The sequence below is a fragment of the Rhodococcus sp. LW-XY12 genome, assembly GCF_019317345.1.
GTDB classification, from domain to species: domain Bacteria; phylum Actinomycetota; class Actinomycetes; order Mycobacteriales; family Mycobacteriaceae; genus Rhodococcus; species Rhodococcus pyridinivorans.
This window is the reverse complement of the sequence record NZ_CP079225.1, coordinates 3,990,253-4,009,624: the sequence shown is the minus strand read 5'-3', so window position 1 is coordinate 4,009,624 and position 19,372 is coordinate 3,990,253. Positions and strand designations below refer to the sequence as shown.

The 19,372-nt window shown below is 67.5% G+C and carries 23 protein-coding genes; 12 read left to right on the top strand and 11 right to left on the bottom strand.

Annotation, left to right across the window (positions count from 1 at the left end; translation table 11 throughout):
* The first annotated feature begins 55 nt into the window (after positions 1-55).
* Positions 56-1,114, top strand: coding sequence for an NAD(P)-dependent alcohol dehydrogenase (locus tag KXC42_RS18565; protein WP_039585432.1), 1,059 nt, complete (start codon positions 56-58; stop codon positions 1,112-1,114).
* 43 nt (positions 1,115-1,157) lie between these two features.
* On the opposite strand, the gene KXC42_RS18560 is transcribed toward KXC42_RS18565, so the two are convergent.
* Together KXC42_RS18560 and KXC42_RS18555 are read right to left on the bottom strand one after the other, a co-directional pair.
* Positions 1,158-1,940: a SigB/SigF/SigG family RNA polymerase sigma factor gene (locus tag KXC42_RS18560; protein ID WP_006553576.1), complete on the bottom strand. Its 783-nt coding sequence runs from the start codon at positions 1,938-1,940 to the stop codon at positions 1,158-1,160.
* Positions 1,937-2,356: an anti-sigma factor gene (locus tag KXC42_RS18555; protein WP_006553575.1), complete on the bottom strand. Its 420-nt coding sequence runs from the start codon at positions 2,354-2,356 to the stop codon at positions 1,937-1,939. The genes KXC42_RS18560 and KXC42_RS18555 overlap by 4 nt, the downstream gene beginning before the upstream one ends.
* Before the next feature lie 308 nt (positions 2,357-2,664).
* Between KXC42_RS18555 and KXC42_RS18550 the strand changes: the two genes are divergently transcribed.
* Positions 2,665-3,108, top strand: a complete 444-nt coding sequence (locus KXC42_RS18550; protein WP_006553574.1) for an STAS domain-containing protein — start codon at positions 2,665-2,667, stop codon at positions 3,106-3,108.
* A 187-nt stretch (positions 3,109-3,295) separates the two neighbouring features.
* Entirely contained in the window at positions 3,296-3,787 is a 492-nt protein-coding gene (locus tag KXC42_RS18545; protein WP_006553573.1) for a hypothetical protein, read from the top strand.
* Between the two features lie 32 nt (positions 3,788-3,819).
* On the opposite strand, the gene KXC42_RS18540 is transcribed toward KXC42_RS18545, so the two are convergent.
* Together KXC42_RS18540 and KXC42_RS18535 are read right to left on the bottom strand one after the other, a co-directional pair.
* Positions 3,820-5,073 (bottom strand): glycosyltransferase, encoded by a 1,254-nt coding sequence (locus KXC42_RS18540; protein ID WP_219129357.1) that lies wholly within the window; start codon positions 5,071-5,073, stop codon positions 3,820-3,822.
* A 138-nt stretch (positions 5,074-5,211) separates the two neighbouring features.
* Positions 5,212-5,568: a hypothetical protein gene (locus KXC42_RS18535; protein WP_019291150.1), complete on the bottom strand. Its 357-nt coding sequence runs from the start codon at positions 5,566-5,568 to the stop codon at positions 5,212-5,214.
* Positions 5,569-6,035: 467 nt separating this feature from the next.
* Between KXC42_RS18535 and KXC42_RS18530 the strand changes: the two genes are divergently transcribed.
* The gene (locus KXC42_RS18530) at positions 6,036-6,215 is read left to right on the top strand and encodes a hypothetical protein (RefSeq protein ID WP_080678584.1); all 180 of its coding nucleotides are present in this window, start codon (positions 6,036-6,038) and stop codon (positions 6,213-6,215) included.
* An 85-nt stretch (positions 6,216-6,300) separates the two neighbouring features.
* Here KXC42_RS18530 and KXC42_RS18525 read toward each other — a convergent pair whose 3' ends face one another.
* The 4 genes from KXC42_RS18525 to KXC42_RS18510 form a co-directional block, all read right to left on the bottom strand.
* Positions 6,301-7,743, bottom strand: a complete 1,443-nt coding sequence (locus tag KXC42_RS18525; RefSeq protein ID WP_006553569.1) for a trehalose-6-phosphate synthase — start codon at positions 7,741-7,743, stop codon at positions 6,301-6,303.
* A gap of 139 nt (positions 7,744-7,882) precedes the next feature.
* Positions 7,883-8,029 (bottom strand): hypothetical protein, encoded by a 147-nt coding sequence (locus tag KXC42_RS18520; protein ID WP_019291152.1) that lies wholly within the window; start codon positions 8,027-8,029, stop codon positions 7,883-7,885.
* A gap of 100 nt (positions 8,030-8,129) precedes the next feature.
* On the bottom strand, positions 8,130-8,696 hold the full coding sequence (locus tag KXC42_RS18515) for a type 1 glutamine amidotransferase domain-containing protein (RefSeq protein ID WP_006553568.1): 567 nt from the start codon (positions 8,694-8,696) through the stop codon (positions 8,130-8,132).
* A gap of 89 nt (positions 8,697-8,785) precedes the next feature.
* On the bottom strand, positions 8,786-10,312 hold the full coding sequence (locus KXC42_RS18510) for an FAD-dependent oxidoreductase (protein WP_219129356.1): 1,527 nt from the start codon (positions 10,310-10,312) through the stop codon (positions 8,786-8,788).
* A gap of 187 nt (positions 10,313-10,499) precedes the next feature.
* Between KXC42_RS18510 and KXC42_RS18505 the strand changes: the two genes are divergently transcribed.
* Entirely contained in the window at positions 10,500-11,555 is a 1,056-nt protein-coding gene (locus KXC42_RS18505; protein ID WP_006553566.1) for an alpha/beta hydrolase, read from the top strand.
* Between the two features lie 120 nt (positions 11,556-11,675).
* Here KXC42_RS18505 and surE read toward each other — a convergent pair whose 3' ends face one another.
* Positions 11,676-12,467, bottom strand: a complete 792-nt coding sequence (gene surE / locus KXC42_RS18500) for a 5'/3'-nucleotidase SurE (protein ID WP_006553565.1) — start codon at positions 12,465-12,467, stop codon at positions 11,676-11,678.
* A complete protein-coding gene (locus KXC42_RS18495; RefSeq protein ID WP_006553564.1) occupies positions 12,464-13,423 on the bottom strand; it encodes a 1-phosphofructokinase family hexose kinase in 960 nt (319 codons plus the stop codon). Before KXC42_RS18495 ends, surE begins: the two co-directional genes overlap by 4 nt.
* Before the next feature lie 115 nt (positions 13,424-13,538).
* Here KXC42_RS18495 and KXC42_RS18490 point away from each other — a divergent pair, with 115 nt between their 5' ends.
* The 4 genes from KXC42_RS18490 to KXC42_RS18475 all read left to right on the top strand — a co-directional run bounded on the left by KXC42_RS18490 (position 13,539) and on the right by KXC42_RS18475 (position 16,656).
* Positions 13,539-13,982 carry an SRPBCC family protein gene (locus tag KXC42_RS18490; protein ID WP_006553563.1) on the top strand — a complete coding sequence of 148 codons (444 nt, stop codon included), beginning with the start codon at positions 13,539-13,541 and terminating at the stop codon, positions 13,980-13,982.
* Positions 13,979-15,571 (top strand): NAD(P)/FAD-dependent oxidoreductase, encoded by a 1,593-nt coding sequence (locus tag KXC42_RS18485; RefSeq protein ID WP_219129355.1) that lies wholly within the window; start codon positions 13,979-13,981, stop codon positions 15,569-15,571. Before KXC42_RS18490 ends, KXC42_RS18485 begins: the two co-directional genes overlap by 4 nt.
* Positions 15,572-15,770: 199 nt before the next feature.
* Positions 15,771-16,397: a HemK2/MTQ2 family protein methyltransferase gene (locus tag KXC42_RS18480; RefSeq protein WP_219130507.1), complete on the top strand. Its 627-nt coding sequence runs from the start codon at positions 15,771-15,773 to the stop codon at positions 16,395-16,397.
* Positions 16,398-16,401: 4 nt separating this feature from the next.
* Positions 16,402-16,656, top strand: coding sequence for a CDGSH iron-sulfur domain-containing protein (locus tag KXC42_RS18475; protein ID WP_019291160.1), 255 nt, complete (start codon positions 16,402-16,404; stop codon positions 16,654-16,656).
* A 211-nt stretch (positions 16,657-16,867) separates the two neighbouring features.
* On the opposite strand, the gene KXC42_RS18470 is transcribed toward KXC42_RS18475, so the two are convergent.
* Positions 16,868-17,023: a DUF6131 family protein gene (locus KXC42_RS18470; RefSeq protein ID WP_006552398.1), complete on the bottom strand. Its 156-nt coding sequence runs from the start codon at positions 17,021-17,023 to the stop codon at positions 16,868-16,870.
* 218 nt (positions 17,024-17,241) lie between these two features.
* On the opposite strand from KXC42_RS18470, the gene KXC42_RS18465 reads away from it, so the two are divergent.
* From KXC42_RS18465 to KXC42_RS18455, 3 genes are all read left to right on the top strand, one after another.
* The gene (locus KXC42_RS18465; RefSeq protein WP_006552397.1) at positions 17,242-17,787 is read left to right on the top strand and encodes a Dps family protein; all 546 of its coding nucleotides are present in this window, start codon (positions 17,242-17,244) and stop codon (positions 17,785-17,787) included.
* A 25-nt stretch (positions 17,788-17,812) separates the two neighbouring features.
* On the top strand, positions 17,813-18,919 hold the full coding sequence (locus tag KXC42_RS18460) for an NAD-dependent epimerase/dehydratase family protein (protein WP_219129354.1): 1,107 nt from the start codon (positions 17,813-17,815) through the stop codon (positions 18,917-18,919).
* 125 nt (positions 18,920-19,044) lie between these two features.
* Complete coding sequence (locus KXC42_RS18455; protein ID WP_039585424.1) at positions 19,045-19,317, top strand: hypothetical protein; 273 nt, start codon at positions 19,045-19,047, stop codon at positions 19,315-19,317.
* The last annotated feature ends 55 nt before the right edge of the window (positions 19,318-19,372 follow it).

Genomic DNA, 19,372 nt, shown 5'->3' with positions numbered 1-19,372 from the left:
CTGCGGGAGTCCCCCGCGGGTGCACGTCGTCGCGAGGCGGAGTAGTTGTGGAGGAATGACGTCCACAACCGGTACGACCACCGTCGCCGCATACGCCGCCACCGCGCCCGACGCGCCCCTGTCGAAGACCACCGTCGAACGACGTGCCCTCGGCCCGCTCGACGTGCTCATCGCCATCGAATTCGCCGGCATCTGCCATTCCGACATCCACACCGCCCGGAACGAGTGGGGCGGAACCAAGTACCCGATCGTGCCGGGCCACGAGATCGTCGGCACCGTCGCCGCCGTCGGTTCCGGTGTCACGAAGCACGCCGTCGGAGACCGCGTCGGCGTGGGTTGCTTCGTGAACTCCTGTGGTGAATGTGAGCCCTGCCGAACAGGATTCGAGCAGCACTGCACCAGTCGGGTGACGGGAACCTACAACTCCGTCGACCGCGACGGCTCCGTCACCCAGGGCGGCTACTCGACACACATCGTCGTCACCGAACACTTCGTCCTGAGGATTCCCGACGGACTCGACCCGGCCGCCGCGGCGCCTCTGCTGTGCGCGGGAATTACCCTGTACTCGCCGCTGAAGCGGTGGAATGCCGGGCCGGGGAGCAAGGTCGCGATCATCGGCATGGGCGGTCTCGGGCATGTCGGAGTGAAGATCGCGGCAGCGATGGGTGCGGAGGTGACCGTGCTCGGTCACTCGCTGTCGAAGCGGGACGACGGCCTGCGCTTCGGTGCGGTCGACTACCGGTCCACCGAGGACGAGTCGACCTTCAAGGAGTTGCGCGGGAAGTTCGATCTGATCCTCAACACCGTCTCGGTCAACCTCGACCTCGACCGCTACCTGTCGTTGCTGCGGCTGCACGGCACCCTCGTCGGCCTCGGCCTGCCCGAGAAGCCGCTGTCGGTGCGGGCGTTCTCGCTCGCGATGAACGATCGTGCGATGGCCGGATCGAATGTCGGCGGAATCCCCGACACGCAGGCGATGCTCGACTTCTGCGCAGAGCACGGCATCGGTGCGGAGATCGAGCTGATCTCCGCGGACCGTATCAACGAGGCATACGACCGTGTGGTCGCCAGTGATGTGCGCTATCGCTTCGTGATCGACGCCTCGACGTTCTGACCGCGTCGACGTCCCGGGCACGGGAGCCCGGGACGTCGACCCGTCAGAAGTTGTCGCCGAGCTGATCGCGGAGCTGCGCGAGGGTCTTCGTGAGCAGACGCGACACGTGCATCTGCGAGACACCCACGCGCTCGGCGATCTGCGTCTGCGTCATGTTGCCGAAGAAGCGCAGCAGCACGACCGTGCGTTCGCGGGCCGGAAGGGCCTCGAGCAGCGGACGCAGCGCCTCGTGGTTCTCGACCTCGTCGAGCGCGGCGTCGTAGTCGCCGAGCGTGTCGGCGAGGGTGAGCCCGTCGTCGCCGGACGGGGACGACCGGTCGACCGACACGGTCTGGTAGGCGTTGCCGGCCACGAGACCCTGCAGCACCTCCTCCTGATCGATGCCGAGTACCTCGGCGAGCTCGGAGGCGGTGGGTGCACGTCCGAGCTGCTGGGAGAGCTCGGACGTGGCCTTGCTCAGGGACAGATGCAGTTCCTTCATGCGTCGCGGCACACGAACCGCCCAGCCGGCGTCACGGAAGTGCCGGCGCACCTCGCCCATGATCGTGGGGACCGCGAAGGAGACGAAATCCGAACCGCGTTCGGGGTCGAAACGGTCGACCGCGTTGACCAGGCCCAGGCGCGCGACCTGCAGCAGATCTTCGAAGGCCTCACCACGGCCGTCGAAGCGCCGGGCGATGTGCTCGGCGAGCGGCAGGCACCGCTCGACCACTGCGTCGCGGATGCGGATGCGACCGGGGTCGCCCTCCTCGAGTGCGAGGAGTGTTCTCAACGTTTCGGTGACGTCGGCGTACTCGTCGCTCGACCTACCCGTGTTGCGCGTCACCGATCGGCGCTGCCTTCGGCGATGGACATGTCGATCGTGGCGCGCGAGTCGTCGCTCGTCACCGAGATGGACTCGGTCAGCGAGTTGAGCACGTGCCATCCGAAGGAGCGCGGCTGCCCGATCTCGGAGGCGTCGTTCGTGGGCGCCGACAGGCTGATGTGCAGCAGCGGGAGAGCCGCCCGGAACGAGCACGCCAGGATCGCGTCCTCGGGTGCGCCCATGATCAGCCGCGTGGCCGCTTCGTCGACGGCGAGCTTCACATCCGCAACGGTATCGAGGTCGAAGTCGTGCTGCAGCGCGATCGCGGCGGCTACCGCTCGGAGCACTGCGAGCTGGTCGGGATGGGCCTCTACTCGAAGTTCGACTACCGGGGGATTGTGGTCGCGTGCCGATTCGATCGACGCGGATTTTGCCATGAGCCTGATGTCTCCAGTACGGGGAGTGGGGGTACGAGCGGGTCGTGTCTGTCTGGTCGTCGGAGAGATTACCCAGATACCGCGAATTCAATCCATCCACCGTGACCTGGGCAGGGGGCCGCAACATTCCCGAAATGCACGATCGGCGTGTTGAGTGCCCGTGGTTCGTGGACTACTGTGGCGGCAGAAGGTTGAGCACACAGCCGAGAACACGGAAGCACCCCTGTTTCGGGAGGGTTCCGATCGGTCACCGGTTGTGCCTGTCTCATAGGTCGTGCTTCCTGCAATTTTCGATGTTGGGAAGTGCTATGACAGTTCCTCAGCGAATTGCCGCACAGGTAGATTCCGTCCCATCCGGGTGGTCGGCTCGGCCGATCAGGTCCGACATTCCCGCAGAACGGGTCGTCGGCGCAGAATTCAGCGCGCAGAAGATCGAACCGGACCTCGTCTGGATCGACGTGCGAGGCGAGATCGACATCCGCAACGCACACGCTCTACACGCGTTCACCCATCGGCAGCTCGAAGAATCGATCCGTATGGTCGTCGATCTCGGAGCAGTCGAATTCTTCGGTGCGGCCGGGTTGTCGGTCTTCGACGATCTCGACGAACGTGCGCGTGCCCTGAACGTCCGCTGGGCACTTCTGAGTGGGCGACCGGTGGAACGGTTGCTCCGGGTCGCCGACGCGACCATCGCTTCCAAGGCATGCAGAACACGTGAAGCAGCGCTTGCTGCGCTCGCTCGCGTGAAGTAACAGGCCGGGAGAGCCGACCATACGGCGTGGCCGCAATCCGCCACGCCCCTCCATACCGTTGCCGTTCGGGTTTCCCGGGCGGCAACGGTTCTGTTCGGAGGGCATCTCCGATCCGCCGCTCGGCCCGAGGTGCCCGTTTCGTCACTTCGACCCGGGGGAACCCGCTGGTGAACCCGAGGAGGTCGAGATGAGCACGAACGACTGGATTCTGCTGGTGATAGCGGTGGTCGTCGCGTTGGTGGTAGTGGCGGTGCTGGGGTGGACGCTCCGCAACCGGCGTGCCGAGCGCCGGCGTGCCGAAGCCGAACGTCTGCGTCGCAGCGTCGAGGAGAACAGGCCGGGAGTCGAACAGCGGGCGGCGTCGGCCGAACGCACCGAAGCGGAGGCCCGTCGCGCCGCGGCGGACGCCGAAGCGAAGGCGGCCGAGGCGGAGCGGCTGCGCGCCCGCTCCGAGGAGGAACGTCGTACCGCCGAAGCGGCACGAGCCGAACTCGACGAGCGTCGTCGCCGGGCGGAAGAGCTGGATCCCCGTTCGGCGGAACACGCCGAGCGCGGTGATCACCGCGCGGATCCGGTTCCGCGGACGGCAGGTTCGTCGGATCAGGTCCCGAACACCGTGCCGGGCGACGAGGCCGGCCCAGCGGGCGCACACCGGAACGATCAGGACTTCCGTCGCTGATCGTTCCGGCGTCTGTAGAGGTTCGACGGGCGCTACTGCACGCCGGTCCGTGCGGTCCGGTGTGCAGTACGCCGGACCGGCACGCAGCGTTCGTAGGCGCGAAGGGTGTCCTCCGCCACGCGATCCCAGGTGTACCGGGCGAGAACGCGGTCGCGTCCGGCGATACCGAAGGTGGCGCGTGTCGTCGCATCGGAGAGAAGCCGGCGCGCGGCGGCCGCGACGGCCTCGGGGGAGCGGGTGGGCACGAGAAGGCCGGTCGCCTCGTCGAGCACGGTGTCGAGCATTCCACCGGAAGCAGTTGCGATGACCGGGCGACCGCACGACATCGCCTGCAGGGCGAGCATCCCCGACGGATCGTGCCAGGGAGTGGAGACCACGGCGTCGGCGGACAGGAGCAGACCGGGCATCTCGTCCCGCCCGACATCGCGGCGGATCCGGACGCGTCCCTGCACACCGCGTACGCGTGCGAGCTTCACGAGACGGGACTTCTCCTGCTCGTCCGCTCGGCGCGACAAGTACGGGGGAGCGGGATGCGCGGCGATGATCAACTCGGTGTCGGGAATGCCCGCCAGCGCTTCGATGGCGATGTCGAATCCGGAGCCCAGTTCGAGAGGGCCGGCTGCGAGCAGACGATGCTTGCGGGTCCTCGTGGTGTCGGGAGCGGCAGCGGTGCTGTAGTGCACGGCGTCCACGCCGCTCGGCACCACCGTGGTCCGCGTGCGGGGAAGTCCCATGCGCGCCAGCTCGAACACCTCGTCGGAACTCGTCGCGATCATGCGTGTCGCGCCCCGGGCGATGAGCCGCTCCAAGCGGATTCGGTCACGCGCGGACGCGTCCATCGCAGTCTTCTCCCGGATCCGGTGCTCGACCGTGCCGAGGGAGTGGAAGGTCTGAACCGTGGGGATGCCCAGCGAACGGGTGGCGAGCTGCGTGGCCAGTCCGGACAGCCAGTAGTGGGCGTGGGTGATGTCCGGTGGCCGCCGGCGCCACTCCCGATCCAGGAAGCTCCCGAATTCCCCCATCGCAGAGGCGGTTTCGTCGGGACGCAGCGGGGACGGTGGTCCTGCCGGTACCTGCACCACCTCGTATCCACCGGGGGCGGAGATCCGGTCGGGGTCGTCGCAGTCCTCGCGGCGTGTGTAGACCACCACCTCGTGACCGGCCCCGGCGAGGGCGGACGACAGTTCGGCCAGGTGGACGTGAAGTCCTTGCGGCGGCGCATCTGCGTGCGCGCCGTGACCGAGCAGGGGATTCACTTGTCCGGCAACCATCGCGATCTTCACCACAGCGGTATTCCCGTGTGTGGTGGGGGATAAACCGGTCACGGCGCGCCGGTACGAACCGAAATACGCTGCTGCCCCACCTGTTCGTTCGTGTGGGGTCGGTGGCTCCGGCCGCACCGGGCCGGGACGACCGGTCCCGGATCAGATGATGGCGCGGGCGGAGATGGTGGCGTAGACGACCATCAGCACCAGCAGTACCCATCCCGCACCCTGCCAGATCGGCCAACGACCGCCGCGCTTCCACGTGCGGTAGGCCGTCAGCAGTGCGCCGAGTCCGCCGAGCAGGAGCACGAGTGTGGGTCCGAAGACCAGGATCTGGCGGGCGGGATCGGTGCACACCGCGAATGCGGCGTCGCTGCAGTCCTGTCCGGAGTTCGTGCCCCAGAGAATGGCGACGCCCATCACCACGAGCGCAGCGACGATCACGCCCCCCGCGTACATCGTGGCCTTACGGGCCGTCCGGGGGTCGTTCCAGCGTTTCTCCACATCCTGGGTCATGGCTCTCCTTCTCGTGGCCGAACGGTGCACGCGCGATGGCGGCGCACGCGCGCAACGGCCGGCGTGACTCGCTCTCCGAGTACCCCCGGCCAGGTCGCTCAATCCGGATGTGCGGTGGTCGCCCCACGAGAGGTGGGGTGAGCCGGGCGTCAGGCGCGCTGGTGCACGGTCATGAAGACGTGGTCGAAGGGGCTCCGATGCTGTTCGGCGAGGGCCGGCAAGGACGTGATCTCGTGTACGAGTCGTTCGGCCAGTGCCCGCAGTTCGACGTCCGTCTCCTGCGAGCGCCAGGCGCCGCCGGACCCGGATTCATCCCCGCCCGATCCGACCTTGGAGAGTTTTGTCCGTTAGGGCCGGATCAGGGTGCTCGGTGCGTTTGTTCGGTTTCCCCCTCGGGTATTGCTACCCGGCCGGACGGTCCGGCATATGAGACGGATCGAGGTGAGGTCGTGCGATTGGTGAGTCTCGTGGTCCTGATCTGGTTGATCATCGGTGCGGTGGCGGCCGGTCAGCGCGGCTACTTCAGCGACTCGGACCAGAATTGCAGCAGTCTCGCGACGGTGGCAGTTACGGTGGTGGCCGGGCCGCTCAACTACGCGGGCGTCAATCCCCAGGTCGAGTGCGAGGTGCCGCAGCCGAGCGGGTAGGTCCGCATTCCTTCGGGTCTGTCGCTGTTCGAGGTGCGGAGCGTGCGGGTCCTCTTCCGACAGATGTCGGAGAGGACCCGCACGCCTAGCTTCCGGAGGCGGTGACGTGCGCACCCGAGGTGGCTCGCAGGTCCTCGAGGAAGGTGCGCGACCAGCGGGCGACGTCGTACTCCATGACGTGCGCGTGCATGGTCTTCATGCGCTTCTTCCGTTCGGCCGGGTCCTCCTCTATCGCTTCCACGATCGCGCGCTTGACGCCTTCGAGATCGTGTGGGTTGACCAGAAGAGCGCGGCGGAGTTCGGCTGCCGCCCCGGCGAATTCGCTGAGCACCAACGAACCGCTGCCGTCGGGGTGGCAGGCGATGTATTCCTTGGCGACGAGGTTCATGCCGTCGCGCAGGGGAGTGACCAGCATGACATCGGCACCGGTGTACATCGCGAGCAGTTCGTCGCGGTCGACCGAGGCATGGAGGTAGTGGACGACGGGGGAACCGAGCCGGGCGAACTCGCCGTTGATCCGACCCACTTCGCGCTCCACCTGGTCGCGGAGTTGTGCGTACGCCGTCAAACGCTCGCGGCTCGGCGTGGCCAACTGCACCATCACGACCTTCTCGGGATCGAGGGTGCCTTCGGCGAACAGCTCGTGCAGGGCCTCGAGACGTACGTCGATCCCCTTGGTGTAGTCGAGCCGGTCGACGCCGAGCAGCATGACCTCCGGATCGCCCAGGTCCCTGCGGATCTCGGCGGCACGCTCCTGAACGGCGGTGTCGCGGGAACGTTCCCGGAGCTGCGCGGAGTCGATGGAGATGGGGTAGGCACCGACACGAACCTGCCGGTCGCCGAGAACGATGGTGCCGCCCGACGAGGTCCCGCGCGGTGCCGGAAGTCCGAAGAGCCGGTTGGCGAGATAGAGGAAGTTCTGTGCCCCGCCGGGGAGATGGAAACCGACGAGATCGGCGCCGAGCAGACCGTCGACGATCGCCTTCCGCCACGGCAACTGCAGGAACAGTTCGGTAGGCGGGAAGGGGATGTGGAGGAAGAAACCGATCGTGACGTCGGGCCGGAGTTCACGCAACATCCGGGGAACGAGCTGGAGCTGGTAGTCGTGCACCCACACCGTCGCCCCGGGGGCAGCGGCACGGGCCGCGGCCTCGGCGAATCGCTGATTGACCGCGCGATAGGTCCGCCACCACCGGCGATCGAAAGTGGGTGGGATGAGCGCGTCGTGGTAGAGCGGCCACAGAGTGTCGTTCGAGAAACCCTCGTAGTACTCCTCGACCTCCTGGGAGGACAACTCCACCGGATACAGCGAGAGCCCGTCCTCCTCGAAGGGATCGACCGTCACGTCGGGAGTGCCGGGCCAGCCGACCCAGGCGCCACTGTTGGACCTCAGGACGGTCTCCATCGCGGTCACCAGGCCACCGGGGCTGCGTCGCCAGACCGGCGGGCCACCGTCGGTCGGCGTCTCGAGATCCACCGGCAGACGGTTGGCGACCACGACGAAATCGTCGGAGTTCGGTTCGTTCATAATCCCGCCTTCGTGCAACTGCCTTACGGCGAACCAATCCCACATGTTCGAAATCGACTACTTCTTGTTATCAAGGCGGGTAGGGGGCCGCAAATTGCGTGCACCGCTGCGGGCGTTCGACCAGCAGTTCTCCGGAAGATCAGCTTTCGCTCGGCAGGGGAGCAGCCGGGTTGTCGAACATTTCGTCGATACGCTTCTTGATCTCCGCGGTACTGAATCGCACGCCCTGGTGGAGGGCTGCGGGCGGGAAGAAGGTGGCGCCGGAAACGGGGCTCTGCTCGAGCATCGTCGAGGTCCTTTCGGAAAACAGGCGGAGATGGACCGGGACCTTTGTGGTCGCGGTCGGTGAAGTGACGAGGATCGGCCTGCGTCGTGGCCCGAACGATTCAGCTCGCGGGGTTCGCCGCGAAGAGATCTATGAGTGCCTTGCAGAATGCCGGCAGGTCGCCGGGGTTGCGGCTCGAGACCAGGTTGCGATCGACGACCACCTCTTGATCGACGACGTTTCCGCCGGCGTTGCGGATGTCGGTACGAACGCTCGGATACGACGTGAGGGTGCGGTCGCGCACCACGTCGGCCTCGACGAGCATCCACGGTCCGTGGCAGATCACGCCGACCGGGCGCCCGGAGGTGACGAACTCCCGCACGAACGACACGGCCTTGTCGTCCTGGCGCAGCTGATCGGGATTCGTGGTTCCACCGGGAAGCACCAGGCCGTCGAAGTCGCCGGGGGAGACCTCCGAGACGAGGTGATCGACGGTGTATTTCCCTGCGGCGTTGACGTCCTTCTCCATCGCCTGGATCTCGCCCTGCTCGATCGAGACGAGTCGGACAGTGGCGCCCTCGTCCTCGAGAGCTTTACGCGGCTCGACGAACTCGACCTCCTCGACTCCGTTCGTCGCGAGAATTGCGATGGTCAGTCCGGACAGTCGTGCCCCATCGGCGGAATTCATGTTCGTGTGTCCTTTCTCGGCTGCTGTCGGAATTACCCGGCTCGGATGGTGTGAAACGTGGGCTCTCACGCCTTTTTCCACCCTCGGCGTCACCTGGGGGAAAGGTTGCCGGTCGCGGGCCCCTCCAGCAGAGTGCCGTCGGCAGTGAATCGGGAGCCGTGTAGCGGGCAGTCCCACGACGACTCCGCGTCGTTCCACCGCAGGATTCCGCCGAGGTGCGGGCAGACCGCGCTCACGCGGTGCGTCCGGTCGTCGACCGTGGACACGCCGACGGGACGTCCGCAACTGCGTACCACCCGTCCCTGTCCTTCTTCCGGCTTTGATCCGGAGGACGTCGCGGCCTGCAACCAGCCCTTGGCCATGTGCAATGCGACGGTGGCATTGAGTTTGGCTGCGGTGGGAATGCCGGTTACCAGTTCGGTGCGCCATGCCGCCATGGCGGGCGCCCACGCCTCGACCTCGGGATCCGGCGACTCCGAGAACCGGGACGCGATGATGTGCGCCGCCGCGACCCCGCCGGTCATGCCCCACTTGCCGAAGCCGGTCGCCACCCAGATCCGGTCGGCACCGGGCAGGACGGGCCCGACCTCGGGGAGGCTGTCCATGTTCGTGTAGTCCTGCGCCGACCACCGGTACAGTTCGTGGGCGCCGGGGAAGGTCCGTTGACTCCATCGCAGCAGGTCGTCGTATGCGGAGCGGGTCGAATCGTGCCGGCCGACGACGTGTCCGTTGCCGCCGACAAGCAGTAGTCGATCCGCCGACGAGGACGTTCCCGCCGCAGAGGCGGTGCGGAGCGACCGGGTGGGACTGTCCGCGGACAAGAACATCCCTTCCGGCGGGCCACCGGGCACTTCGACGGCGATGGAGTACGAGCGGTCGGGTTCCATCCTGGCGAAGAATGCACCGCGGTCCAGGATGGGGATGCCGGTTGCAAGTACGACGCGATCTGCACGGATGTTGCCGTCGTCGGTGCGGACGATGCATCCTGCGTCCTCGGTGTCCACGGTCTTCACGCGCCGCCCGACGAACACTTCGGCGCCGCACGCACGCGCCCGGTCGACCGCCGTGAACAGAATGGGCATGGGATCGACCTGCACCTGGTCGGGAATCGTGACTGCCGCGGCCACGCCGAAGGGCAGCGGGATCTCACCGACCCTCTCGGCCGGTAACCCGGCGGCGCGGCAGTGGTGGTATTCCGCGTCGATCATGCTCACGTTCGACGGATCCTGCGCGTAGGTATAGGCGTCCGCACGGTCGAAGTCGAGTCCGTGCCGCGTGCAGAAATCGACCACCCATCGTTGTGCCGCGAGGGTGCCGTCGACATATCCCTGACGGATCGCACCGGAATGTCTGCGGCCGATCTGCGACAGGCGTGTGCCCTGCAGGACGCTGACCTTGCCGGTGGTGTTCCCGGTGGTCACCGCCCCGATGTCCCGGGCTTCGAGCACCGCAACGCGCAGTCCCCTCTCAGCGAGGAGCAGCGCCGTCACGGTGCCCGTGATCCCGGCGCCGACGACCACGATGTCGTAGCGCTCCCGGCGGGCCGTCCAGTCGTCGTACGTCGCGATGTGCGGGGCGCGATCCCGCCAGAGGGACACCGTGGTCTCGGTAGGCATATGCGCTGGTTACCTCCCCGGCTGGACCGGTAAACGGGGCGCTGCGGGAGCCTCTCGCATCGTTGTTTCCGGTTCGTGATCCGAACCGGGTGTTTCGATGCCGGACAGGTGTGGGTAAACCGCAGTACCACGTCGCGTAAGGCGAAATAAATCAACCGGTTTCGTGGGTGTCCCACGGGAGGTTCCAGTGCTGTCTTCTGAGATCGACGATTTCGGTGGAGGTGAGGGCGTCAGCCGCACCCACCGAGGTGGAAGCGTGCGCTCCCGAGTCGTTCGGGGCGCGGTACGCGCACTCGCGAAGCCGGTCGTCGGGGCATGGATGGCCCGGCCCGACCTCGCGTGGCCACTGTCGGTCGTCGACGGCGCTGCGTCCCTCCTCCCCAAGCCCTCCGGAGCCCAGTACGTGGACGTCGACCTGGGCGCGTGCAGTGCAGAGTGGATCCGCGCGGAAGGACGATCGACCAAGCGCGCGGTGCTGTACCTGCACGGTGGCGCGTTCCTGATGTGCGGATTGAACACTCATCGTTCGCTGGCCGTGAGCCTGTCGGATCGCGCCGACGGCGCGGTGCTCAGCGTCGACTACCGCATGCTGCCGAACGCTCCCATCGCACACGCGGTGGACGACGCGGTACGCGGTTACGAGTGGTTGTGCGAGAAAGGTTATCGGGGAGAGGACATCGTCGTCGCAGGCGACTCCGCCGGGGGATACCTGTCGTTCATGACGGCCCTGGCCATCGCGGAATCCGATCTGCCCCGCCCCGCCGGAATCGTCGCGCTGTCGCCCCTCGTCGACCTCGATTCCGATCGTCGCGCCGAACACGACATGCAGGCGGCCTGCCCCATGTTCCCCGGATCGGCCGTGCAGTCGCTCGTACGCTACATCGAGGGCACCCATACCCGTCTGACCGTCGACGGGGAGCCCGGACCGCTGATGTGCCCGCTCGACAACGACCTCAGTGTGCTGCCCCCGGTGATGATCCACGCCGGTCACGACGAATTGCTGCGCAGCGACGCAGAATCCATGGCGCGGGCCGTGCGGGAGGCAGGGGTCAGCTGCGACCTGCACCTGTGGCGACACCAGGTGCACGCCTTCCCGATCTTCGCCGACAGCGTTCCCGAGAGCCGGCGTGCGCTCGCCGAGGCCGGCCGGTTCGTGCAGTCCGTGACGGACACGACCGGTCGTGCGCAACGGTCCGTCGTCACGCCGATCTCTCGCTACGTCTCCGATTCCGCAGTCGCCTGAGCACTGCAGTGCTCTGAGAACTGTAGTGCTCTGAGAACTGCAGCGGCCCGAATCAATTGGAGTCGGGACCGCTCGGTCGCGGCACTCGTGACCGAGCGGTCCCGGAACCTTCTACAGCACCTACTGCTGCGAACTACCCGAGTGGGCGAATTCCAAGGTTCCGAGATCGGCTTCCGCCACCTCGAAAGGCATCGTCAGCACGGTCGCGGTCGCCCACCCCCGGCACACGAGAACGGCGTCGCTGTCGTGGGATTCGTCGAGTTCGACCGCCCGGAAGGTGACCGGCAAGGCGCGGGAGATGTCGCCGTCGTCCTCGACCTCCCCGATCTCGGCCTGGACGGCACCGAATCCTGCCAGAGGAGCACTGCGCAGTCCGCGTAACTCGTGGACGGGCATGTCGGGGATGTTGACGTTGAGAACCGTGCCCGGACGGCTGTGTTCGACAGCCCACTCGAGAGCGCGACGGGTCACCAACTCGGCGGTCTCCCACTGCGACGGAGCTGTCCCGTTGAGGGACAATGCGACCGCGCGGGCACCGTGGGTGGCCGCGGTCAGGGCTGCACCCACCGTGCCCGAATGCAGGATCGCGTGACCGGTGTTGGGACCCAGGTTGATTCCGGATAACACGATGTCCGGTGCCGTCCCGAACGCGCCGTACGAGGCGAGAAAGGTGATCAACGCCGGAGATGCTTCCACCGCATAGGATTCCACCTCGGGCAGGTCGTCGAGCGGGCGACGGCTGAGCAGGAGTTTTCCTTCGTCCTGGAGAGCGGTCAAGGATGCACTGGCGCCGCTGCGCTCGACATGGGGCGCCGCGACCTGCACGTCGAATCCCGCCTCGACCGCGAGGCGGGCGAGCAGGGCGAGACCGGGACTGTCGATGCCGTCGTCGTTGACGATCAGTGCTTTCATGAACGCTTCCCCTTCACCTTCCGGACCTCCACCTTCTCGGCCATCTTCTCCACAGCGCCACGATGCCCCGTCGCCAGACCGCGGCGCGTGACGTTGACCGCACCTGCTGCGGCGCCGAGACGCAGCGCGTCCTCGAACTTCGCGCCCGCGGCGTAGGCCGACGCGATGCCGGCGGTCATCGAATCTCCGGCACCGTGGTGGTCCACGGTCTGCACCGAGGGTGCCTCCACCTCCCAGATGGTTCCGTTGTCCAGTGCGATCGCCGGATCGCCGGCGCGGGAGATCACCACCGAGGCGGCACCTTCGTCGTGGAGACGGTGCAAGGCCTCGATGAGATCGTCGAGATCCTCGGACTTCGCGCGACCGTCCTCGATGAGATCCTCGTGGCTCACCTTCAGCACGGTCACCCCGCCTTCGAGGGCCGCACCGAGGGTGGGGCCGGACAGATCGGCGACGACCGGGATGCCGAGGGCTCCCAGATCGGCGCACAGGCGCGTGTACACCTCGCTCGGTACGGCGTCGTCGTTGTGCGGTCCGCCCAGCATCGCGACCTTCGCGCACATCGCGGACGCCAGCGACGCGCTGAACAGATCGTCGGTCTCGTGACGGGTGAGTGCCGGCGGGTCGATCTCCACGATCTCCTTCCGTTCGCCCTCGCGCCGGTCGTGGATGTAGGAACCGTTGGGTGATGCGGTCTCCACGGCATGCACCGTCACGCCTTCGCGGTTGATCATGTCGACGAGGATCGTGCCGGACTCGCCGCCGAACGGTCCGCACAGGTGCACGTCCATTCCCAAGGTCGCCGCCATGCGGCCGATCCAGAATCCCTGCCCGCCGGGATGGACGTGCAGTTCGGTGCTTCCGTCGGGTGCCTTCTCGAGGGTTACCGTGAGGAGCGGGGACGGCGCGAAGACGAAGGCGTACGGGTTGGAGGAGGGGATGTTCTCGGCTTCCATGCCCGCCCGGATACCCCCTCCGAACAGCGATGACACCCGGCGTCGTGTGACACCTGCGGAAGCGGGGTATGCGTCTGCCGCAAGCGAGCTGTCGTCCAGAGGATGAGGAGCGGGCATGGCCAGGATCGCGACGATCGAGACTTCGGTGGCACCGGCGCGTGTATGGGAGATCCTCGCCGACGGCTGGCGGTACGCGGCATGGGTGGTGGGTGCGTCGCGCATCCGGGCCGTCGATCCCGCCTGGCCGCAACGGGACACCCGGATCCATCATTCGGTGGGTCTGTGGCCCCTCCTGCTCGACGACCACACCGAGGTCAGCGAGGTGGTGCCCGAACGGCAACTGGTGCTGCGCGCACGTGCCTGGCTGTTCGGCAAGGCCGAGATCGCGATCTCGCTCGAACCCACCCACGACGGCGGCACCCGCATCACGATGGCCGAACACGTCGTCGAAGGACCGTACGCCCTCGTCCCCGATCGCGTACAGGAGGAAATGGTGTTGCCACGGAACCAGGAATGCCTGAGACGGCTGGTGCTGCTCGCCGAAGGCGCCACCGAATGAGCGACGCGACGGTCGATGCGGTCGTCATCGGCGCCGGACCCAACGGTCTGACCGCCGCCGCGGTGCTCGCCGACGCCGGATGGGACGTCCTCGTACTGGAGGAACAACCCGAACCCGGTGGAGCGGTGCGCAGCGCAGAACTTCACCCGGGATACTGCGCCGATCTGTTCAGCGCGTTCTATCCGCTCGGTGTGACCTCACCGGCCTTCCAAGCCCTCGATCTCGCGTCGCACGGCCTCCGCTGGGCGCGTTCCCCGAAGGCCTTCGGTCACCCGCTGGGCCCCGACGACGAGGACGCGATCGTCGTCTCTCCGGATCCGACCGACACGGCGGCCGACCTCGAGCGTCGCTACGTCGGTGACGGGGAAGCGTGGCTGGCGCTGTTCGACCAGTGGAAGCAGGTACGCGGCGCGCTTCTCGAACTGCTCCTCGGTCCGTTCCCGCCCGTCCGGGGTTCCGTGGACCTGCTGCGCACCATGAAGACGGGAGATCTGCTGCGCTACGCGCGCATGCTCGCGCTGCCCGTCACCCGGATGTCGTCGGAGTTGTTCGGCGGTTCGGCGGCGCGGCTGCTGCTCCTGGGCAATGCCATGCATGCCGACACACCGCCCGAGGCGCCCGGCAGCGGCGTGATGGGTTACATGCTCACGATGCTCGCGCAGGACGTCGGATTCCCCGCGCCGGTCGGCGGCGCGGGAGCGCTCACCGACGCGCTGGTCCGGCGCGGCGCCGCAGCGGGTGCCCAGCTGCGGTGCGACTCGCCGGTCGTCGGCGTGGAGGTGCAGGGCGGGAAGGTCTCCGCAGTCCGGATGGCCGGTGGCGAGCGGGTGAAGGTGCGACGTGCCGTCCTCGCCGATACCTCGGCCCCGGCCCTGTACACGCGGCTCCTCCCGGCCGACGCCGTCGGGTCACGGGTACTCGACGACCTGCGCAAGTTCGAATGGGACACCCCGGTCGTGAAGGTGAACTACGCGCTCGACGGCCGCGTGCCGTGGCGTTCGCCCTCGTTGAGCGGGGCCGGCACGGTGCACGTCGGTGCCGATACGGACGCGATGATCCGGTGGTCGGCCGATCTGTCCACCGGGGTCGTCCCCGAGTCGCCCTTTCTCCTCTTCGGGCAGATGACCACCACCGACACGACGCGGTCGCCCGAGGGAACCGAAAGCTGCTGGGCCTACACACATCTGCCGCGGGGCATCACCGACGACGCGTCCGCCGACCACCTCGCCGAACGCGTCGACGCGCAACTCGAGGCCTACGCACCGGGTTTCGGTGCACGCGTGGTCGGCCGGCACGTCCAGCGACCCGGCGACCTCGAAGCGGCCGACGCAAATCTCGTCGGCGGCGCCGTCAACGGTGGAACCGCGCAGGTCCACCAGCAGTTGTTCCTGCGGCCCACTCCCGGTTTCGGCGGACCGCGGACGCCGGTCGAAGGGGTGTATCTCGCCAGCTCGGGTGCGCATCCGGGCGGGGGAGTCCACGGCATGGGTGGCTGGAACGCCGCTCACGCCGCACTCGCGGACGGCAAACGCACCGCTCCGGTGACCCGACGCGTGCGAAATGCCGCTCGCCGGGTGCTGTTCTCGTGATTGCTGGGCCTCCCACGCGGAATGGTGGCGTGTTTCACACGGAAGTCGCGCGGGTATCCGCCCGCGAACGGACGGATCCGGGTTTTCGGACCGGGGTGGTGGAGATGCCGTCGAACTCGAGATACCGAGGTGGTGTGACGTGACAGCTTCCCTGGCGCTGGACGGATCGGATTCGCCGCGGGTATGGCGTCTTCCGGGGGTGTACCGCCCCCAAGAGGATTCGTATCTGCTCGCAGGCGCGCTTGCGGACGCAGGCGGTACGAAGGGTGCGAAGGTGCTCGACTTCTGCACCGGGACAGGGTTTCTGGCGGTGAACGCCGCCATGCTCGGTGCTTCGTCGGTGACGGCCTTCGACATCAACCCGCGAGCCGTGTTCAGCGCCCGCGTCAACGCGTGGTCGCGCCGGCTGCCGATCCGTGCCCGGCAGGGAGGCCTGGACGAGGCGTTGCGCCACGGTCCGTTCGACATCGTCTTGTCGAATCCGCCGTACGTTCCGTGCGACGGGGAGAACCGCGACCCGCGCTGGGATGCCGGCGCCGACGGCCGCTGCGTGCTCGATCCGTTGTGCGACAGCCTGCCCACCCTGCTCACGCCCGGCGGATTCGCGCTGATCGTGCACTCTGAGTTCACCGGTGTGGAGGCAACACTGTCCCGGCTGCGCGAGGCGGACCTCAAGGCATCCGTCGTCGCCCGCACCCGTATCCCCTTCGGACCGGTCCTTCGCAACCGCACGGACTATCTGTACTCGTCGCAGCTGGCGGAGCCCGGGGCACTGACCGAGGAGGTGGTCGTCGTCCGCGCCGACCGCCCCCGCACGAGGAGTTGAGAACGTGAGCAAGGCACCGAAGATCACGCAGCTCACCGCCGACGGAGAGTGCGAAGCACGGGTCGTGCGGCAGGTGAGGGGCGGTCCCACCCTCGTCGAGGGCCCGGTGCGGATCGTCGAGGACGACGGCGCCGAGACGGTCTCGGACCGTTTCGTGGTGGCCGTGTGCCGGTGTCACCGCAGCGCGCTGTACCCCCTCTGCGACACCAGCCATCGCGCACTCCGTACGCCGAAGGCGGCGGCGCGCACCGACACCTAGGCATCGAACCAACCTTCCGGTCCGGGCCGGTCCCTGCACAGGGGCCGGCCCGGACATCGTTCCGGGACCCCGGGCCGCCGGTCGGCCTGTCGTATCGGGGCGGGGTCGTAAGGGTCCGGAAACGACGAATCCCGGGTGCCGTGAGCACCCGGGATTCGCAGTTCTGCCTCGTGCCGAACGTCTCCTTCCGGCACGGACGATCGACAGGGGGTCAGTACCAGTGCGCGCGTCCGCCGATCGCCCGCCCCGTCGCGCCCAAGATCGCAAGGATCACGCCGATCACCAGAAGTATCACTCCGAGTGTGGTGAGGATCGAGATACCGGTGAAGAACCCCACCACCAACAGAATCAGACCCAGAATGATCATTGTCGCCACCTCAGATGTCATGACCGAAACCTGGAAGCCTCGGTGCCCCGCGATCGAATAACCGGGTTGGTCCGTTTCCAAACGTTTGTGACTCGCCTGATCCGGACAAATTCATTCGACGCAGGTCACGGGACGTCCGGTGCGCCCGGATGTTTGGATTCCACCGTGCCTCGGGTATTCGCCTTCCGACACACCCGAGAGCATTCCGGAGGAAGAATATGTCGAACTCGAGCTATACGGTTCCCGGTCTGAGCGATGCCGACGGCTCGCGCACCGCGAAGATTCTCCAGGAGCGCCTGAGTGCCTACAACGACCTGCACCTCACGCTGAAGCACATCCACTGGAACGTCGTCGGTCCGAACTTCATCGGCGTCCACGAGATGATCGACCCGCAGGTAGAGCTCGTGCGCGGATACGCGGACGAGGTCGCCGAGCGGATCGCCGCGCTCGGTGCGTCACCCAAGGGCACGCCGGGCGCCATCGAGAAGAACCGCACGTGGGACGACTACTCGGTCGGCCGCGACACCGCGCAGGCGCACCTCGCTGCGCTGGACCTCGTCTACGACGGCATCATCACCGACAACCGCAAGGCGATCGACGAGGTCGGCAAGCTCGACCCGATCACCGAGGACGTCCTGATCGGCCAGACCGGCCAGCTGGAGAAGTTCCAGTGGTTCGTCCGCGCCCACCTCGAGAACGCTGCCGGTATTCTCCCGAACGCCGATGCGCAGACGGAGAAGGACGCAGCGGAATCGGCCCGCTGACCGGGACACCCGGACGATACCGACGATGCCGATGGCTTCCACACCCCGAACCGGTCTGCCACGACGCATCGTCGTCACCGGAGCGAGCGGAAATGTCGGCACGGCGCTCCTGCGCAGGCTGGCCGCTCACCCCGCACAACTCGATATCGTCGCGATCGCGCGCCGGATTCCCCCGGCGCGCGATCCGTATGCGGCGGCGAAGTGGTGCGCCGTGGACCTCGGGGCTCCCGACGCCGCCCGGGTCCTGACTCCGATCTTCGCGGAGGCCGACGCCGTTGTGCACCTGGCCTGGGGATTCCAGCCCTCGCACCGTCGCGACTATCTCCGGCGGGTGGCGGTGGACGGCACCCGCGCCGTCATGACGGCCGCCGCCGACGCCGGTGTCGCGCACGTGATCCACATGTCCTCCGCCGCCGTGTACTCCGAGGGCGCCTACCGTCGGGAGATCGACGAGTCGTGGGCCCGCGAAGGCGTGCCCACCTGTGTCTACAGCGTCGACAAGGTTGCGGCGGAGACATTCCTCGACGACTTCGAGTCCGGCACGAACGCGCCCGTCCTCACCCGTTTCCGCCCGGGATTCATCGGGCAGCTCGTCTCCGGCTCGGGCCTCGAACGCTACGTGCTGCCCGAGTTCGTGCCCGCCGGCATCACGAACCATCTGCCGTTGATCCCGATCGATCACAAGCTCACGATTCCCGCCGTGCACTCCGACGATGTGGCGGACGCGCTGGTCGCAGCGCTCGAGCGACGGGTGCCCGGTCCGTTCAACCTGGGTGCACCGACCCCGGTGGGAGCGCGGGACTTCGCCGCTCCGTTCGACTGCCCGACGATTCCGGTGCCGCGATGGGGTCTGTCGGCGCTCGCCGAAGCGACCTGGCGCCTACGGTTGCAACCGGTGCAGGGCGGATGGATCGACCTCGCCTACACCTGCCCGATGCTCGACTGCAGAAGGGCCCGCGAGGAACTCGGATGGTCGCCGAAGTACGACGGTCCCGAGGTGTGGTCCGAGACGGTGCGCGGCATGCGCAGCGCGACGGGCACCGACAGCCCCGTCCTCTCTCCGCGCAGCGCGCGCGAACGACTCGCCGCGCTCGTCGAACGTGGGCCCATCGGCCGGCGGATACCGCCGTAATACTCTCGGCCGTAACGCTCTCCTGCGCAGAACCATCCGCCGCCCTCCGTCGTCCCCTGCTGGCCGTGGAGGGCGGGTTCGTGGAGGGCTGGTTTCGTGGAGGGCCGGATGCGGTATCCACCACCATGACGAAACCATCGAATCGAACTCACGCTCCCACCGCTGCGTCCCGAGCTTCGGGCTGGGTCGGATACGCCTGCATCCTCGCGGGGATCGCTGTCGTCGCTCTCGTACTCTACGCGGCGGGCGACGGATTCGAGGGATGGGCGATCGTCGGAGCCATCGCTGCCGCCGTGCTCATCGTCGTCGGCGTGGTGATGTCCGCGCTCAACCTCCGTCGACGCCGCCTCCGCGGGTCCGGTGGCACCCCCACACACGAACCCGGCCTGATCGACTGAGCCGGGACCCCGGCACCGACGAGTGGAGCCCCGGGACGCACTGTCCCGGGGCTCC